The sequence below is a fragment of the Bradyrhizobium centrosematis genome, assembly GCF_045571495.1.
Classification (GTDB): Bacteria; Pseudomonadota; Alphaproteobacteria; order Rhizobiales; family Xanthobacteraceae; genus Bradyrhizobium; species Bradyrhizobium centrosematis.
The window spans coordinates 4918791-4934300 of sequence record NZ_CP120703.1 but is presented as its reverse complement, the minus strand read 5'-3'; the positions used below and the strand labels follow the sequence as shown (position 1 = coordinate 4934300).

The following is a 15510-nucleotide window of genomic DNA, read 5'->3' as shown; positions in this document are numbered from 1 at the left end:
GCCGTTTTGGCTGATAAGCGGCCAAACGACACAATGCGGCAACCGTCCGCATGAGCTTGGAGAGCGTCCTGATGTTCCAATTTTCCGCGCGCCTTGCCGGCGCAGCCGTCGCGCTGACCCTTGCGGCAGCGGCGCCGGCTTTTGCCCAGCAGCTCGAGCTCAAGCTGATGGCGCCGGCGGCTCCCGGCGGCGGCTGGGATCAGACCGCGCGCTCGATGCAGCAGGCGCTGGTCGCCTCCGGTGTCGCGCGCAGCGTGCAGGTCACCAACGTTCCCGGTGCGGGCGGCAGCGTCGGGATCGCCCAGTTCGTCAACGGCGCCAAGGGCGACGGCAATCAGATGATGGTCAACGGCTTCGTCATGGTGGGCGCGCTCGCCATGAACAAGTCACCGGTGACGCTCGAGCAGGTGACGCCGATCGCGCGTCTCACCGAGGAAATCCAGGTGATCGTGGTGCCTTCGAATTCGCCGATCAAGACCGCGCAGGATCTGGCCGCTGCGGTGAAGGCCGACATCGCCAAGGTGACCTTCGCCGGCGGCTCGGCCGGCGGCGTCGACCATGTGATGGCGGCGTTGTTCGCCGGCGCCGTCGGGGCCGACGCCAAGAAGATCAACTACATCCCATTCTCGGGCGGCGGCGAGTCGCTCGCGGCGATCCTCGGCGGCAAGGTCACGGCGGGCATTTCGGGCCTCAGCGAATATGAAGGCCAGATCAAGTCCGGCAAGCTGCGCGCAATCGGCGTGACCTCGGAGAAGCGCATCGCCGGCAGCGACATCCCGACATTCAAAGAGCAGGGCATCGACCTCGTGATCGCCAACTGGCGTTCGGTGGTCGCGCCTCCCGGCATCACGCCTGAGCAGAAGAAGACCCTGAGCGATGCGGTTGAGAAGATGGTGAAGTCGGACGCCTGGAAGGAGATCCTCAAGCAGAAGGGCTGGGAGGATGCCTATCTCGGCGGTGACGCCTTCGCCGACTTTCTGAAGAAGGAGACGGTGCGCGTCACCGACGTGCTGAAATCGGTCGGCCTCGTCAAGTCATGACCTCGGGCGATCCGGCTCAGCCGCCGCGGCGCGTCGATCGCGCCGGCCTCGTCATCGCTGCATTGCTCGCAGGTCTCGCCGCGGTGCTGGTCTGGGATGCGCGCGGCCTGCAATCTGCAGCGATGTACGGAATGGGACCGGAGGCGATGCCGATCGTGGTCGCGAGCGGCCTCGCGCTGCTTGCGATCGGCAATTTCATCGATGCGCTGCGCGGCAATTTGCCGGCGCGCGAGAGCGCCGACCCCGTGCCGGTGCTCTTGATCCTCATCGGCCTTGCGCTGCTGATCGCCATCATCGGCTTCGGCGGCGGCTTCATCCTGGCGACCTCGGCGCTGTTCGTGACGACTTCGGCGGCGTTCGGACGCCGCGCCATCCTCGTCGACGCCATCATCGCACTGGTGATGTCGACCCTGATCTATCTCGCGTTCGACCGGCTGTTGACGCTGAGCCTTCCGACCGGCCCGCTGGAGCGACTGCTGTGATGGACACTTTTGCGGCGCTGGCCCACGGCATGGCCGTTGCCGTCCAGCCGATAAACCTGCTCTATGCGCTGATCGGCGTGTTCCTCGGCACGGCCGTCGGGGTGCTGCCCGGCATCGGCCCGGCGCTGACGGTCGCGCTGCTGCTGCCCGTGACCTACAAGCTCGATCCGGGTGGCTCGCTGATCATGTTTGCCGGCATCTATTATGGCGGCATGTACGGCGGCTCGACCACCGCGATCCTGATCAACACGCCCGGCGAGAGCGCGTCGATGGCGACCGCGCTCGAAGGCAACAAGATGGCCAAGGCCGGCCGTGGCGGGCCGGCACTGGCGACCTCCGCGATCGGCTCCTTCGTCGCCGGAACCATCGCCACCATCGGTCTCGCCTTCCTCGCACCATGGCTGGTCGATTTTGCCGTGCGCTTCGGCCCCGAGGACTATTTCGCGCTGATGTGCGTTGCCTTCGTCACGGTGTCGGCGACCTTCGGCGATTCACCGATCCGCGGCTTGACCAGCCTGTTCATCGGCCTGACGCTCGGCCTCGTGGGCATCGACAAGCTGACAGGTCAGGCGCGGCTTGCGTTCGGCGTTCCTGAATTGCTCGACGGCGTCGAGGTGACGACGCTTGCGGTCGGCCTGTTCGCGGTCGGCGAGGCGCTCTACGTCGCATCGCGCCGCCACCACAGCGAGGAGAAGCTCGAGCCGGTGCGCGGGTCGCTGTGGATGACGAAAGAGGACTGGAAGCGATCGTGGAAGCCGTGGCTGCGCGGCACCATGTTCGGCTTCCCGATCGGCGCGCTGCCGGCGGGCGGTGCGGAGATTCCGACCTTCCTGTCCTATTCGACCGAGAAGCGGCTGACAAAACATCCCGAGGAATTCGGCAAGGGTGCGATCGAAGGCGTGGCCGGCCCCGAAGCTGCCAACAACGCCTCCGCCGCCGGCACGCTGGTTCCGCTGCTGACGCTGGGACTGCCGACCTCGGCCACGGCCGCGATGATGCTGGCGGGTTTCCAGCAATACGGCCTCAACCCCGGGCCGCTGCTGTTCGCCGAACGGCCGGACCTCGTCTGGGGCCTGATCGCCAGCCTCTTTATTGCCAACGTGATGCTGCTGGTGCTGAACCTGCCGCTGGTTGGCCTGTGGGTGCGGCTGCTCGCGATCCCGCAGCCCTGGCTCTACGCGGGCATCCTCGTGTTCGCGACCATGGGCACCATCGCGGCAAAGCCGTCGGTGGTGGAGTTGTCGATGCTCGCGGGCTTCGGCGTGCTCGGCTTCCTGATGCGCCGGTTCGATTTTCCGATCGCGCCTGTCGTCGTCGGCCTGATCCTCGGCCCGATCGCCGAGAGCCAGCTGCGCCGCGCGCTCGCGATCAGCCTCGGCGATCCCATGGCGCTGCTGCAGAGCCCGATCTCCGCGACGCTGCTCGGCGTCGCGCTGATCGCGCTGCTGGCGCCCTTCGTACTGAAGGGGCTCGGCCGGTTCAAGGCTAACGAGGATTAGTCGTCCGACGCACGCATTTTTTGATGCTGCGTCCATTTCGTGGGGACATGCCATGCCGTCGGAAGTTCGCTCGCCTCGCCTCGCTGTCCTGATCGATGCTGACAATGCCTCCGCGAAGATCGCGGACGGATTGTTCGAGGAGATTGCCAAGATCGGCGAGGCCAGCGTTCGCCGCATTTACGGCGATTTCTCCAATGCCCGTTCCAGGGGCTGGGCCGACATCCTGTCGAAGCATGCGATCATCCCGCAGCAGCAGTTCGCATACACGACAGGAAAGAACGCGTCGGATATTACCCTTGTCATCGACGCGATGGACCTGCTGCACAGCGGACGGTTCGATGGTTTCTGCCTCGTCTCGTCCGACAGCGACTTTACCCGCTTGGCCGCCCGAATCCGGGAGCAGGGCATCGATGTCTTTGGGTTCGGCGAGCAGAAGACGCCGGAAAGCTTCAGGCAGGCCTGCCGAAGGTTCGTCTACACGGAGAACCTGCTTGCCGGTACGACGACCACCCAGGACGCCGCTTCAAGGTCCACACCGCTTCAGCCGCCCGATGCTGCTACGCCCATCATCAAGAAGGTCATCACCCAGATGGAGAGTGAGGACGGTTGGGTTACGCTGGGAGAAGTCGGGCGGCAGCTCGCAAATCTGGCTTCCGATTTCGATCCTAGGACGTTCGGCTTCCGCAAATTGAGCGATCTCGTCCGAAAGACCAATTCGTTCGAGATCGATGAGGCAAAGGGCCGGTCGATGCGAATCCGGGTCAAGCCCACTGCCGCACCGCCGCGACGGCGGAACTCGCGGAGATCTGCCGGGTCGGGGACGGCAGGCAGTTCAGCGCCTAAGTCGTAAGCACAGCCTGCCGTTATATTTGCGCTTGCCCGGTTTGGCGCGGGGCGTAACCATCGCTCGCCCGTAACGCCACGCGAGAGCCCCGATGACCAAACTCACCCGTTTCTCCGTCGCGCCGCTGCACAGCATGACCCGGCGCCTCGCCGACGTCGCCTCGGCCCGCGTCGCGCCGGATCTCGTCATATCGGGCGCGCGGGTGCTTTCGACCTATTCGGAGCGCATCCATCCGGGGCGGGAGGTCTGGATCACCGGCGGCCGCATCGCGGCGGTGAAGCCGGCAGGAGCGGCCAAGAGGGCCTGGAGCGGAGTGTCGATTTATGACGCAGCCGGCGGGATCATCGCGCCGGGCCTCGTCGACCCGCACATCCACATCGAATCCTCGATGGTGACGGCCTGCGCCTATGCCGAGGCCGCGCTGCTCAACGGCACCACGACAATCTTCTGCGATAGTCACGAGATCGGCAACGTCATGGACGTCGCTGGCGTCGAGGCGATGCTGGAGGACGCGCGCGAGGCGCCGCTATCGATCTTCCTGACGGTGCCTTCGACCGTCCCTGCGACCTCGGCCGAGCTCGAGACGGCGGGCGGGGACCTTACGCCGGACAAGATCGCGGGCCTGTTCGACCGCTGGCCCGAAGCGGTCGCGCTCGGCGAGAAGATGGACTTTGTGCCGGTCACGATGGGCGATGAGCGCAGCCATGCGATTCTCGCGGCTGCGTTGCAGCGTGGCCATCCGGTGTCCGGCCACGTCTACGGCCGCGAATTCGTTGCGGCCTATGCGGCGAGCGGCGTCACTGACACCCATGAGGCAATCGACCGCGACATCGCCGACGATCTGCTCGATGCCGGCGTCTGGGTGTTCTTGCGCGGCGGACCGCCGACGACGCCGTGGCATTCGCTGCCGCAGGCCATCCGCACCATCACCGAGCTCGGCGCTTCGCACAAGCGCACGGCCGTGTGCACCGACGACCGCGACGCCGACGATCTGCTGCTGTTCGGGCTCGACTGGGTGGTGCGCGAAGCTGTCAAGGCGGGGATGTCGCCGGAGCAGTCCTGGTCGATGGGCTCGCTGCATGGCGCGACGCGCTTCGGCATGGATGGCGACATCGGTGGGCTCGGCGGCGGCCGCCGCGCCGATCTCGTGCTGATGGATGATCAGCTCAAGCCGCAATGCACCTGGTATGGCGGCGAGCTCGTGGTCGAGCATGGCAAGATCACGCCACGCCTCGATCAGGCGCTCTCGCAGCGCTATCAATATCCGAAGGCGGCCTATGTCACGGTGAAGCTGCCGGAGAAGGTGAAGCTCACACCGGAGTTGCCGGCAAACGCGTGTACGGTCAACACGATCAAGACGGCGCTGCCCGGTATCACGCTGATCCATGAGAAGGTGGCGATCGAGCCCGCAAAGGACTGGCCGTCGCTGTTCGCGCGCTACGGCTTGTGCTTCGTGACGGTGGTCGAGCGCCACGGCAAGTCGGCCGGCAATGTCGCTTACGGTCTGCTGAAGGACTTCGGCCTAAAGCGCGGCGCGGTGGCCTCCAGCGTTGGGCACGACAGCCACAACATCATCGTGGCCGGCACCAACGAGGCCGACATGCAGGTCGCCATCGCCGCCATCAAGACGCACCAGGGCGGCGTCTGCGTCGTCGCTGAGGGCAAGGTGAGGGCACTCGTTCCGCTGCCGATCGCCGGGCTGCTCTCCGACAAGCGCGTCACCGAAGTCGCCGAAGAGGTCAAGGCGCTGAAAAAGGAGTGGGCGGAGGCCGGCTGCACCATCCCCTACATGGGCTTCAATTTGATTCCGCTATCGGTCATTCCGGAAATTCGCATCACCGACAAGGGCCTCGTTCTGGTGCCGCAGATGGAGCTGGCGCCGCTGTTCGAGTGAAGCGGCTTTCACGCATCTCTCGATCTAACCGATTGAGACGCCCGCGATTTTCTCGTGGCTGCCGCATCGTGGAAAATAAAATCGATCTCGTTGAGATCGCATCTCGCGCACCTGATGATCTCGCTTGCTGACTTGAACCAAGCGAGGTCCGATATGGCGAAGATGCGAGCCGTCGATGCAGCCGTGCGCATCCTGGAGAAGGAAGGCATCTCGACTGCCTTCGGCGTTCCCGGTGCTGCGATCAATCCGCTTTACTCGGCGCTGAAGAAGCGCGGCTCGATCCACCACATCCTGGCGCGGCATGTCGAGGGTGCCTCGCACATGGCCGAGGGCTATACGCGCGCGAAGGCCGGCAACATCGGCGTCTGCATCGGAACCTCGGGGCCGGCGGGCACCGACATGATCACCGGGCTTTACTCGGCGATCGCCGATTCCATCCCGATCCTCTGCATCACCGGGCAGGCGCCGCGCGCGCGGCTCTACAAGGAGGATTTCCAGGCCGTCGACATCGAATCGATCGCAAAGCCGGTGACCAAATGGGCGGTCACCGTGCGCGAGCCGGCGCTGGTGCCGCGCGTGTTCAGCCAGGCGTTTCATGTGATGCGCTCAGGACGGCCGGGGCCGGTGCTGATCGACATGCCGCTCGACGTGCAGCTCGCCGAAATCGAGTTCGACGACGAGACCTACGAGCCGCTGCCGGTCTACAAACCCGCCGCCACGCGCAAGCAGGTCGAGAAGGCACTGGAGATGCTCAACGCCGCCGAGCGTCCGCTGATCGTCGCGGGCGGCGGCATCATCAATGCCGACGCTTCGGACCTCCTGGTCGAATTTGCCGAGATTGCCAACCTGCCTGTGGTGCCAACGCTAATGGGGTGGGGCGCGATCCCGGACGACCACGTGCTGATGGCCGGCATGGTCGGCCTTCAGACCAGCCACCGCTACGGCAACGCCACCATGCTGGAATCCGACTTCGTGCTCGGCATCGGCAATCGCTGGGCCAATCGTCACACCGGCTCGGTCGAGACTTACACCAAGGGCCGCACCTTCGTGCATGTCGATATCGAGCCGACGCAGATCGGGCGCGTGTTCAATCCCGATCTCGGCATTGTCTCGGACGCCAAGGCCGCGCTCGCGCTGTTCGTCACCGTCGCCAGGGAGTGGCGGCGGTCAGGCAGGCTTCGCGAGCGCCAGGCGTGGCCCGCGGCCTGCCGGGATCGCAAGAAGACAATGCTGCGCAAGAGCCATTTCGACAACGTCCCGATCAAGCCGCAGCGCGTCTATGAGGAGATGACCAAGGCCTTTGGCCGGGACACCTGCTACGTCACCGTGATCGGCCTGTCGCAGATCGCGGGCGCGCAGTTCCTCGGTGTTTACAAGCCGCGCAACTGGATCAATGCCGGGCAGGCGGGACCGCTCGGCTGGACGCTGCCAGCCGCGCTCGGCGTACGTGCCGCATGCCCGGATCGCGACATCGTTGCGCTCTCCGGCGACTACGACTTCCAGTTCCTGATCGAGGAGCTCGCGGTCGGGGCGCAGTTCAATCTGCCCTACATCCACGTGGTCGTGAACAACTCCTATCTCGGCCTGATCCGTCAGGCCCAGCGCGGCTTCGACATGGATTATCACGTCCAGCTCTCCTTCGAGAACATCAACGCGCCCGAAATCGGCGTCTACGGCGTCGACCATGTCGCCGTCGCCGAAGGCCTCGGCTGCAAGGCGATCCGCGTCACCGATCCGAAGGACGCACAGGCCGCGTTCGCGACCGCACGCGAACTGATGGCCAAGCATCGCGTTCCTGTGGTGGTCGAGTTCATCCTCGAACGCGTCACCAACATCGCGATGGGCACGGAGATCGACAACATCGTCGAGTTCGAGGAGGTGCTGGATCTGCCGCTCGACGAGGTCGAGCGGGCGCGCCCTGGCGTGCTGCAGCCGGCGGATTAGGGAAGGACCACATCATGCCGAAATTTGCCGCCAACCTCACCATGCTCTTCAACGAGATGCCGTTCCTCGATCGCTTCGCTGCGGCGAAGGCGGCGGGCTTTGCCGGGGTCGAGTATCTCTTCCCCTATGAGTTCGACAAGGCGCAGCTGCGCGAGCAGCTCGAGGCGCATGGGCTGACGCAGGTGCTGCACAATCTGCCGGCCGGAAACTGGGCGGGCGGCGAGCGCGGCATCGCGATTCTGCCCGAACGAACCGCCGAATTCCGCGACGGTGTGTTCCGCGCCATCGAATATGCCAAGGCGCTCGATTGCGAGCAGCTCAACTGTCTCGTCGGCATCGCGCCGGTCGATGCCGATCCGCGCGAGCTTCAGGAGACGCTAGTTGGAAACTTGCGCTTTGCCGCTTCGACGCTGGCACGTGAGAACATCAAGCTGCTGGTCGAGCCCATCAACACGCTCGACATTCCCGGCTTCTTTCTCAACGGCACAGAGCAGGCGGTGCAGCTGATCTCGGAGGTGAGGTCGAACAACCTCTTCATCCAGTACGACATCTATCACATGCAAATCATGGAGGGTGATCTCGCCCGCACCATGCAGGAATATCTGCCGCAGATCTCGCACATCCAGCTTGCCGACAATCCCGGCCGCCATGAGCCGGGCACCGGCGAGATCAACTATCCCTTCCTGTTCCACCATCTCGACGCGATCGGCTATCGCGGCTGGATCGGCTGCGAATACAAGCCGCGCACCACGACGCTGGAAGGGCTGGCCTGGCACGCGGCACGGACGTTTGAGACGTGAGGTTTGGGGCCAGACGCAGCCGCGATGACGGTGCGCTCCCTCTCCTCACCCGGCGCTATGCGCCGACTTCTCCCGCGAGCGGGAGAGGTGCACCGAGCGCGCGGATGAATTTTCCTACTCCAACTGTGAGGCATCAAATCATGATCGACATCGGCTTCATCGGACTTGGCACCATGGGACGGCCCATGGCCGGCCATCTCCTGGCCGCGGGCCACCGTGTTCTCTTGCATGACGTCGCGCCGGTTGCGCCGGAGCTGATTGCGGCGGGCGGCATTCCCTGCAAGTCCGGCAAGCAGGTCGCGGAGGAGGCCGATGCGGTCATCATCATGGTCCCGGACACGCCGCATGTGGAGGCCGTGCTGTTCGGCGAGGATGGCGTGGCCAGCGGCATTTCCAAGGGCAAGATCGTTGTCGACATGAGCTCGATCTCGCCGCTGGCGACGAAGGAGTTTGCGAAGAGGATCGAGGCGCTCGGGGCGGACTATCTCGACGCGCCGGTCTCGGGCGGGGAGGTCGGGGCGAAGGCCGCGAGCCTCACCATCATGGTCGGCGGGCCGGAGCGGGCCTTTGGCACCATGAAGCCGGTCTTCGACAAGATGGGCAAGAACGTCACGCATGTCGGCGCCAACGGCGACGGCCAGACCACGAAGGTCGCCAACCAGATCATCGTCGCGCTGACCATCGAAGCTGTGAGCGAGGCGCTGCTGTTTGCATCGAAAGCCGGCGCAAACCCTGCGCTTGTGCGCAAGGCGCTGATGGGCGGATTTGCTTCCTCGCGCATCCTCGAAGTGCATGGTGAGCGCATGGTGAAGCGCAATTTCGATCCCGGTTTCCGTATCGAGCTGCACCAAAAGGATCTCAATCTCGCGCTCGAAGGCGCGCGCTCGCTTGGCCTCTCGCTGCCGAGCACGGCGGTGGCGCAGCAATTGTTCTCGGCCTGCACCGCCCATGGCGGCAAGGGCTGGGATCATTCGGCGATGGTGCGCGCGCTGGAACTGATGGCCGGCCACGAGATCGCCGCAGCCTGAACTGTTACGCCGTAACACTCTCCAGCTGTGCTCCATTCTTCGGCGCGCGGGAACCGGAACAATGATCCGGTCCCGCGGTTGAAACCGCAGGACAATCACTGGAGACATAACAACATGAAGACCCGTTTTGCGATTTCGTTGGCTGCCGCCTCGCTGCTGGCGTCTAGCGCAGCCTTTGCTCAGTCGACGACCGCCCAGGGCGCAGCGGATGGCGCGCGTGCGGGTGGCGATATCGGCGGCCCGATCGGCGCGATGGTCGGCGGCACCGTCGGTGCAGCCGTCGGCGCCGGCCTCGAAATTCCGAATGCCGTGCTGGGCGGAATTCCGCGCGACGATTCGGTGGTCGTCCACGAGCGGGTCGTCGTCGGCGAGCCGCTGCCGCCGACCGTGGTGCTCCGGCCCGTGCCGAACTACACCGAGTACCGCTATGCAGTCGTGAACGACCGCCGCGTGATCGTCGAGCCGCGCACGCGTCGCGTGATCAAGATCATCGACTGACCCAGCGCAATCCTAGGCGTTGAGAAGATGGGCCCTGCGGAGTGTCACTCCGCGGGGCCTTCGCTCGTCAGGGCGGGTCCAGCGCGAAAGCGCGTGAGCAACCAGTCCGCCACGGCCGCGAGCGCAAAGCCGATGCAGGCGGTGAGCGCGTCGACCAGAAAATCCTCCAGCCGGGCGTGGCGTCCGGGTGCCCAAAACTGCATCAGCTCGAGGACACCGATCAGGACGACCGCGGCCGCCGCGATCAGCAGGCGCCGGCGCGGATAGGCGAGGCCGAAGGTCAGCCCCACCAGAATGAATGCGAGCGCATGTTCGCCATCCTGGCCGAGGTTGGAATGGGGGCGCAGGCCGGGAGGACCGAGGGTGGCGAACGTGACGGCGGCCGCGAGCAGCCAGGCAATGGATCGAACCAAAATGGACATTCGGCCCGCTTAGCACAGATTTGCAGCGAGCCGGTACCGTCCTCCCATCAGATCGCCGTGTGGTTAATGACGAAACGTTAAAGCGGCTCGCGCACGCCGAGCCCGTGCATGAAGCGCTCGCGGATCTGCACGGGATCTCGCCTCGTGGTCCCGACGCCGGGCTTGTCGTCGATCCGGACCGCGATCAGGCTGGGCTCGGTAGCCGACATCGCGGCGTCGACCAGACGCTCGAAATCCTCCTCGTCTGCGGCCCAGGCGCTGCTGGCGAGGCCGGAGCCGATGGCGATGGCAACGATGTCCGCGACGCTTGCCGCAGGTGTCGGCTGTGCGCCGGTGATCTGGTAGATGCCGTTGTCCATCACGACCATGATGAGGTTCTTCGGCTTCAACGTCGCGATGGTCGAGAGCGCGCCGAGCTGCATCAGCAGCGAGCCGTCGCCTTCGAGTGCGAACACGCGGCGGTCGGGCTGCGCCAGCGCGACGCCGAGCGCAATCGGGAAGGCGAGTCCCATGCTGCCCAGCATGTAGAAATTCTGCGGCCGGTGTCCGGCGGCCCAGAGGTCGAAATTGGTGTTGCCGATGCCGCCGATCACGGCCTCCTCATGCTTCAGCTTTCCGATCAAGCGCGAGGTCAGGTCGAAGCGGTTCATGACCTTGGTGTTGCGCATCGTCACGGGCGACCTCACTTGTCGAACGTCTTGCCGCCGGTGAGCAGCGGATTGAGGATCAGCGCGACCGGCGCCTGCGTGGTGACGGCCTGCTTGATCGAGCGGTCGGTGATGAATTCGAGCTCGTCGATCCGGGTGATGGTGTGGTGCTCGAGCGCCAGCGAATCCAGCACCGGGCGCATGGTGCGGCAGACCAGCGACTGCCCGTAATTGAACTCGCCGAGCGTGCCGCGTTCGGAGACGAACATGATCAGAGGGATCTGGTAGGGCACCGCGAGCGAGGCGAGCACGTTGGCGAGCGTGGCAAAGCCGGAGGTCTGCATCAGCACCGCGCCGCGCCGGCCGCCCATCCAGGCGCCTGAGACGATGCCGACCGCCTCCTCTTCGCGCGCCGTGGCAAAGGTGGTGAAGAAGGGATCAGCGTGCAGGTTCTTGATCAGCGGGGTCAGCACGCGGTCGGGCACGTAAGGGACGAGGCTGATCTCGTTTCGTTTCAGGCATTGCAGGACGATGCCGTGCCAGCTCCTGTCGCTGGGTCCAGGTGACGCCTGAGTCTGCTGGTCCGCAATCGCCATTGCGTTCTCCCTCGAGCCGCGCATGCTTCTTGGTTGTGGCCGTCGCGGCGGTCTGTCGAGCTTGACGGAGCGGGCGGGATTGTCAACATGTCCGGGCCGGCACGTGATCTGCGCCAGACGGCCTGCCGTGGTCGGCACCGCCATGTCATAAGGGCGGCAACGAGAAAGCGGGGGGAGGCACGGACCGGGCGCGCATCGCGCCGACCTTGCGGTGTCCCTCCAGAGAGCCGGAAGGGTCCTGATGTCCGTCAACAACAAGCGCGTCTTCTACGTCAAATACCTGGCCAATCCGATCTATGTCGACATTCTGAAGGCGCGGTCCGATGTCCGGCTCGATCGCATCGAGAACGAGAGCCCTGAAGATTTCTACGCGCCGATCCTGAGCGCGGCGCATGTCTACCAGATCGGCGCGGCCAGGGACGAGCTCGCCCCACATTTTCATGTCGATGCCGCCTTCCTGAAGCGCACGCCTAATCTGCTGCTGGTCTCCAGCAACGGTGCGGGCTTCGACCCCGTCGATGTCGAGGCCTGCACGGATGCGGGGGTGCTGGTCGTCAATCAGTCCGGCGGCAATGCCCATTCGGTTGCCGAGCACGCGCTGGCGATGATGCTGACGCTGTCCAAACGCATCATCCAGTCGGATCGGCGCCTGCGTCGCGAACGCGACGTCAACCGCAACGAGCTGGTCGGAAACGAGGTCGAGCACAAGACCGTCGGCATCATCGGCCTCGGCAATGTCGGCCGCCGCATCGCCGCCCTGTGCAGCGGCCTGCTCGGCATGAAGGTGCTGGCCTATGACCCCTATCTGTCGGCCGAGGTGATGGCCGAGCGAGGCGGTGAGAAGGTCGAGCTCGACGAGCTGTTGCGGCGCGCCGATTTCGTCTCGATCTCCTGTCCGCTCGACAAGCGCAGCCGCAACATGATCAGCACGCGCGAGTTCGCCCTGATGCAGCCGCACGCCTACTTCATCACCACGGCGCGCGGCTTCATTCACGATGAGGATGCGCTGCTCCAGGCCCTGCGCGACAAGCGCATCGCCGGTGCCGGGCTCGACGTCTGGTCCAAGGAGCCCCCGCCGCCGGAGCATCCGTTGCTCCAGTTCGACAACGTGCTGGCCAGCCCGCATACCGCGGGGGTGACGATCGAGGCGCGCCAGAACATGGGCCGGATCGCGGCCGAGCAGGTGCTGGACACGCTCGACGGCAAGCGTCCGCCGCGCATCATCAATCCCGAGGTCTGGCCGCGCTATGCGGAGCGTTTCAAGCAGACGTTCGGCGTGATGCCGGGGTAGGGGGCGCGCCGCCTGATCGCCTCCCATCATTGGTTACCACGGCGGAAAGGCAAAGCGTCGCATCTTATCGAGCGGGTAAGTGAACGCGTATCACTTATCCGGTAATTGAAAGTCCATGAGCATCTTCTCGATTGCGACATCCGGACTTTCCGCGGCGAGCCTGCGCGCGAACGTTGCCGCGAGCAACATTGCCAATGTCCGCACGACGGGCCCGCTACCAGCATCGGGCGGATCGTCGGGCACGTCGGCCGTTACAGGCAGTTCGAGCGTTGCCCCGACCTTTCCTGCGGCTTACGTGCCATTGCGCGTCGATCAGGTCGACCAATCCAGCGGCTCGGCGCCGGGCGGCACGATCGCGACCGTGTCGACGGTTTCGCCGAGCTATACTGCGCAATCCGACCCAGGCGCTCCATTCGCGAACCAGGATGGCCTGGTCGCAGCGCCGAATGTCGATATCGCCAGCGAATTCGTCGAACTGGCGGCCGCAAAGTACAGCTTCATTGCCAATGCGAAGGTCATTCAGGCCTACGCGGAAACGACAGAGTCGCTGCTCGACATCAAGGCCTGACGCCTGATCTCGGCCTGGCCTTCGCGAGCCGCCTGCTCGCTTGCTCCGGGATAGGTCCTCTACCCCAGTTTTGCGCCGAGCTGCTGGAACACGGCCTCGCAGGTCATGAGGTCGAGATGACCGCCGCCGGCATTCTTGAAGAAGGTGACATCGGACGGTGAGAGGCGTCCCTGCACCCGGCCACCGGCGAGATCGTAGAGATCGCCCAGCACGTCCGCCTCGCTGATCGCGCCGTTCGCGATCGGTTGCAGGATATCGCCGACGCCGTGGAAGGCGGATTCCCGGCGGTCCACGAACACACGGGACATTCTGGCCGCATCGTCATTGGCTTCACGGGTTTGCGGGGTGTAGCCACCGACGAGATCCAGATGCGCGCCCGGCCGCAAATTGAGGCCCTTGATCAGCGGCTGATGCGATCTCGTGCAGGTGGTGATGACGTCAGCCTCGCGCGTCGCGGCGTCAAGATCTGAGGTCGTTTCCGCCTTCACGCCTCTTTCCGCCAACCGCCTGGCGAGGTCGGCAGCCCGCTCCGGGCTTCGATTCCAGATCAGGACGCGCTCGAGAGACGGTCTCACCGTCCGATGGCCTCGGATCAGCCATTCGGACATCTCACCGGCACCGACGCAAAGCAGTGTCTCGGGGGCGGGCGGGGCGAGCAATTTCGTGCCGAGTGCGGAATCGGCCGCCGTGCGCCAGTGCGTGATCTCGGTCCCGTCCATCGCCGCCAGCGGCCGTCCGTTGGTGCCGTCGAACAGCACGCACACGGCCTGCACCGCCGGCATCTTGCCTTCCGCCAGATTGCTGGGGAAGCTGGTGAACATCTTGCTCGCCATGTAACGGCCGGGATCGACGGCGCTGCGGATGACGTATTGTCCCTTCTCGTCGCCCAGGAAGGCGTCCAGCACCTCCATCTTCGGCCGGCGATGCGCCGCTTCCAGCGCCGCAATGAGAATCGGAAACGTCAGAACTCCCGTGACGTCGGTATCGGAGACAAAGTGCAAGGCAAAATCCTCATGGGCGACCGGCGTTTGCCCATAAACCCGGGCGGCGGGTTCCGCAACGGATCTTCGGTCAGAGCTGCCCGGCCTTGATCCGCGTCAAAATCTCCTTTCCCCGCCCGGCCTAAATGGGACTAAGGTGCTGCGATGGCAGCAGGAGGTCCCATGGCTACTTATGTCGTCAGGTTCATGAAGAACGTGCTCGGCGAGTACGGCCGACAATGCGAGGTTTGCCAGGGTACGCTCGAGATCGACGCCGCCGACGAGCAGGAGGCCACGGAGCGGGCGAAAGCGAAGTTCTGCAAGGACCAGGCGTTGCATCACTGGTCGTTGCATGCCGACCGCATCCATGTGAGGCCGGCCGACTTTCCCTCGTAGGGCTAACGCCCGGGCGCCGTGGCTGGCGGGGGCGCCGTCGTTCCCGCGCCGAGCGAGCGTTGCACCATGACGGTGTCGGACCAGCGGCCGTGGCGATAGGCGACGCCGCAGAGCAGGCCGGCGCGCGCGAATCCAAACTTCTCGTGCAGCGCCAGCGAGGGCGCGTTGTCGGCGTCGATATAGCCGATCATCTGGCGAAAGCCCGCCGCCGCACACGCGTCGATCAATTCCTGCAGCAGCAGCCGTCCGACCCCGCAGCCGAGCTGCGCGTGGTGGACGTAGATCGAATGCTTGGCCGTGTAGCGATAGGCCGGCCGCTTGCGAAACAGCACGGCGTAGGCGTAGCCGACCACCTCGCCGCGAAAGGTCGCGACCAGGTGGGGAAGGCGGGTCTGCTTCAGGTTCTTGCGCCGGTCGCGCAGATCGTCCGGCTCGGGCGCGCCGGTTCCCTCGACATCGCGCGGCACGCCATTGCGGACGTGATGACGGTAGATCGCCAGCATCGCCTCGACATCGCCCTCGCGTGAGGTGCGGACCAGGACCGGCTCGTCGTCTGGATGCACAATTGCCGTGTCGTTCAT

Annotated in this window: 17 protein-coding genes; 12 read left to right on the top strand and 5 right to left on the bottom strand. The window is 65.1% G+C overall.

The annotated features are described in order from the left end of the window. Window positions 1-71: 71 nt before the first annotated feature. The 9 genes from P6U31_RS23755 to P6U31_RS23715 all read left to right on the top strand — a co-directional run bounded on the left by P6U31_RS23755 (window position 72) and on the right by P6U31_RS23715 (window position 10029). On the top strand, window positions 72-1040 hold the full coding sequence (locus tag P6U31_RS23755) for a Bug family tripartite tricarboxylate transporter substrate binding protein (RefSeq protein WP_407184201.1): 969 nt from the start codon (window positions 72-74) through the stop codon (window positions 1038-1040). Further along, on the top strand, window positions 1037-1522 hold the full coding sequence (locus tag P6U31_RS23750; RefSeq protein ID WP_407184200.1) for a tripartite tricarboxylate transporter TctB family protein: 486 nt from the start codon (window positions 1037-1039) through the stop codon (window positions 1520-1522). The genes P6U31_RS23755 and P6U31_RS23750 overlap by 4 nt, the downstream gene beginning before the upstream one ends. After that, on the top strand, window positions 1522-3021 hold the full coding sequence (locus tag P6U31_RS23745) for a tripartite tricarboxylate transporter permease (RefSeq protein WP_407184199.1): 1500 nt from the start codon (window positions 1522-1524) through the stop codon (window positions 3019-3021). Before P6U31_RS23750 ends, P6U31_RS23745 begins: the two co-directional genes overlap by 1 nt. Window positions 3022-3073: 52 nt before the next feature. After that, a complete protein-coding gene (locus tag P6U31_RS23740; protein WP_407184198.1) occupies window positions 3074-3871 on the top strand; it encodes an NYN domain-containing protein in 798 nt (265 codons plus the stop codon). Window positions 3872-3956: 85 nt separating this feature from the next. Further along, window positions 3957-5759, top strand: a complete 1803-nt coding sequence (locus P6U31_RS23735; protein ID WP_407184197.1) for an adenine deaminase C-terminal domain-containing protein — start codon at window positions 3957-3959, stop codon at window positions 5757-5759. Window positions 5760-5912: 153 nt separating this feature from the next. Further along, window positions 5913-7703 carry a glyoxylate carboligase gene (gene gcl / locus P6U31_RS23730; RefSeq protein ID WP_407184196.1) on the top strand — a complete coding sequence of 597 codons (1791 nt, stop codon included), beginning with the start codon at window positions 5913-5915 and terminating at the stop codon, window positions 7701-7703. Between the two features lie 14 nt (window positions 7704-7717). Next, the gene (gene hyi / locus P6U31_RS23725) at window positions 7718-8503 is read left to right on the top strand and encodes a hydroxypyruvate isomerase (RefSeq protein WP_407184195.1); all 786 of its coding nucleotides are present in this window, start codon (window positions 7718-7720) and stop codon (window positions 8501-8503) included. A gap of 140 nt (window positions 8504-8643) precedes the next feature. Then, a complete protein-coding gene (locus P6U31_RS23720) occupies window positions 8644-9531 on the top strand; it encodes a 2-hydroxy-3-oxopropionate reductase (protein WP_407184194.1) in 888 nt (295 codons plus the stop codon). 114 nt (window positions 9532-9645) lie between these two features. Beyond that, entirely contained in the window at window positions 9646-10029 is a 384-nt protein-coding gene (locus P6U31_RS23715) for a DUF1236 domain-containing protein (protein ID WP_407184193.1), read from the top strand. A gap of 44 nt (window positions 10030-10073) precedes the next feature. On the opposite strand, the gene P6U31_RS23710 is transcribed toward P6U31_RS23715, so the two are convergent. From P6U31_RS23710 to P6U31_RS23700, 3 genes are all read right to left on the bottom strand, one after another. Continuing rightward, window positions 10074-10451 (bottom strand): VanZ family protein, encoded by a 378-nt coding sequence (locus tag P6U31_RS23710; RefSeq protein WP_407184192.1) that lies wholly within the window; start codon window positions 10449-10451, stop codon window positions 10074-10076. A 77-nt stretch (window positions 10452-10528) separates the two neighbouring features. Further along, entirely contained in the window at window positions 10529-11119 is a 591-nt protein-coding gene (locus P6U31_RS23705) for a thiamine pyrophosphate-dependent enzyme (RefSeq protein ID WP_407189929.1), read from the bottom strand. Between the two features lie 14 nt (window positions 11120-11133). Beyond that, window positions 11134-11694 (bottom strand): decarboxylase, encoded by a 561-nt coding sequence (locus tag P6U31_RS23700; RefSeq protein WP_407184191.1) that lies wholly within the window; start codon window positions 11692-11694, stop codon window positions 11134-11136. A gap of 241 nt (window positions 11695-11935) precedes the next feature. Between P6U31_RS23700 and P6U31_RS23695 the strand changes: the two genes are divergently transcribed. After that, window positions 11936-12985, top strand: a complete 1050-nt coding sequence (locus P6U31_RS23695) for a hydroxyacid dehydrogenase (RefSeq protein ID WP_407184190.1) — start codon at window positions 11936-11938, stop codon at window positions 12983-12985. Between the two features lie 115 nt (window positions 12986-13100). Then, on the top strand, window positions 13101-13553 hold the full coding sequence (locus P6U31_RS23690; protein WP_407184189.1) for a flagellar basal body rod protein FlgC: 453 nt from the start codon (window positions 13101-13103) through the stop codon (window positions 13551-13553). A 59-nt stretch (window positions 13554-13612) separates the two neighbouring features. On the opposite strand, the gene P6U31_RS23685 is transcribed toward P6U31_RS23690, so the two are convergent. Further along, window positions 13613-14554, bottom strand: coding sequence for an ornithine cyclodeaminase family protein (locus P6U31_RS23685; RefSeq protein WP_407184188.1), 942 nt, complete (start codon window positions 14552-14554; stop codon window positions 13613-13615). 162 nt (window positions 14555-14716) lie between these two features. Between P6U31_RS23685 and P6U31_RS23680 the strand changes: the two genes are divergently transcribed. Further along, window positions 14717-14929 (top strand): hypothetical protein, encoded by a 213-nt coding sequence (locus tag P6U31_RS23680; protein ID WP_407184187.1) that lies wholly within the window; start codon window positions 14717-14719, stop codon window positions 14927-14929. A 2-nt stretch (window positions 14930-14931) separates the two neighbouring features. Here the strand turns inward: P6U31_RS23680 and P6U31_RS23675 are convergent, their stop codons facing one another. Next, window positions 14932-15510: a GNAT family N-acetyltransferase gene (locus tag P6U31_RS23675; protein ID WP_407184186.1), complete on the bottom strand. Its 579-nt coding sequence runs from the start codon at window positions 15508-15510 to the stop codon at window positions 14932-14934.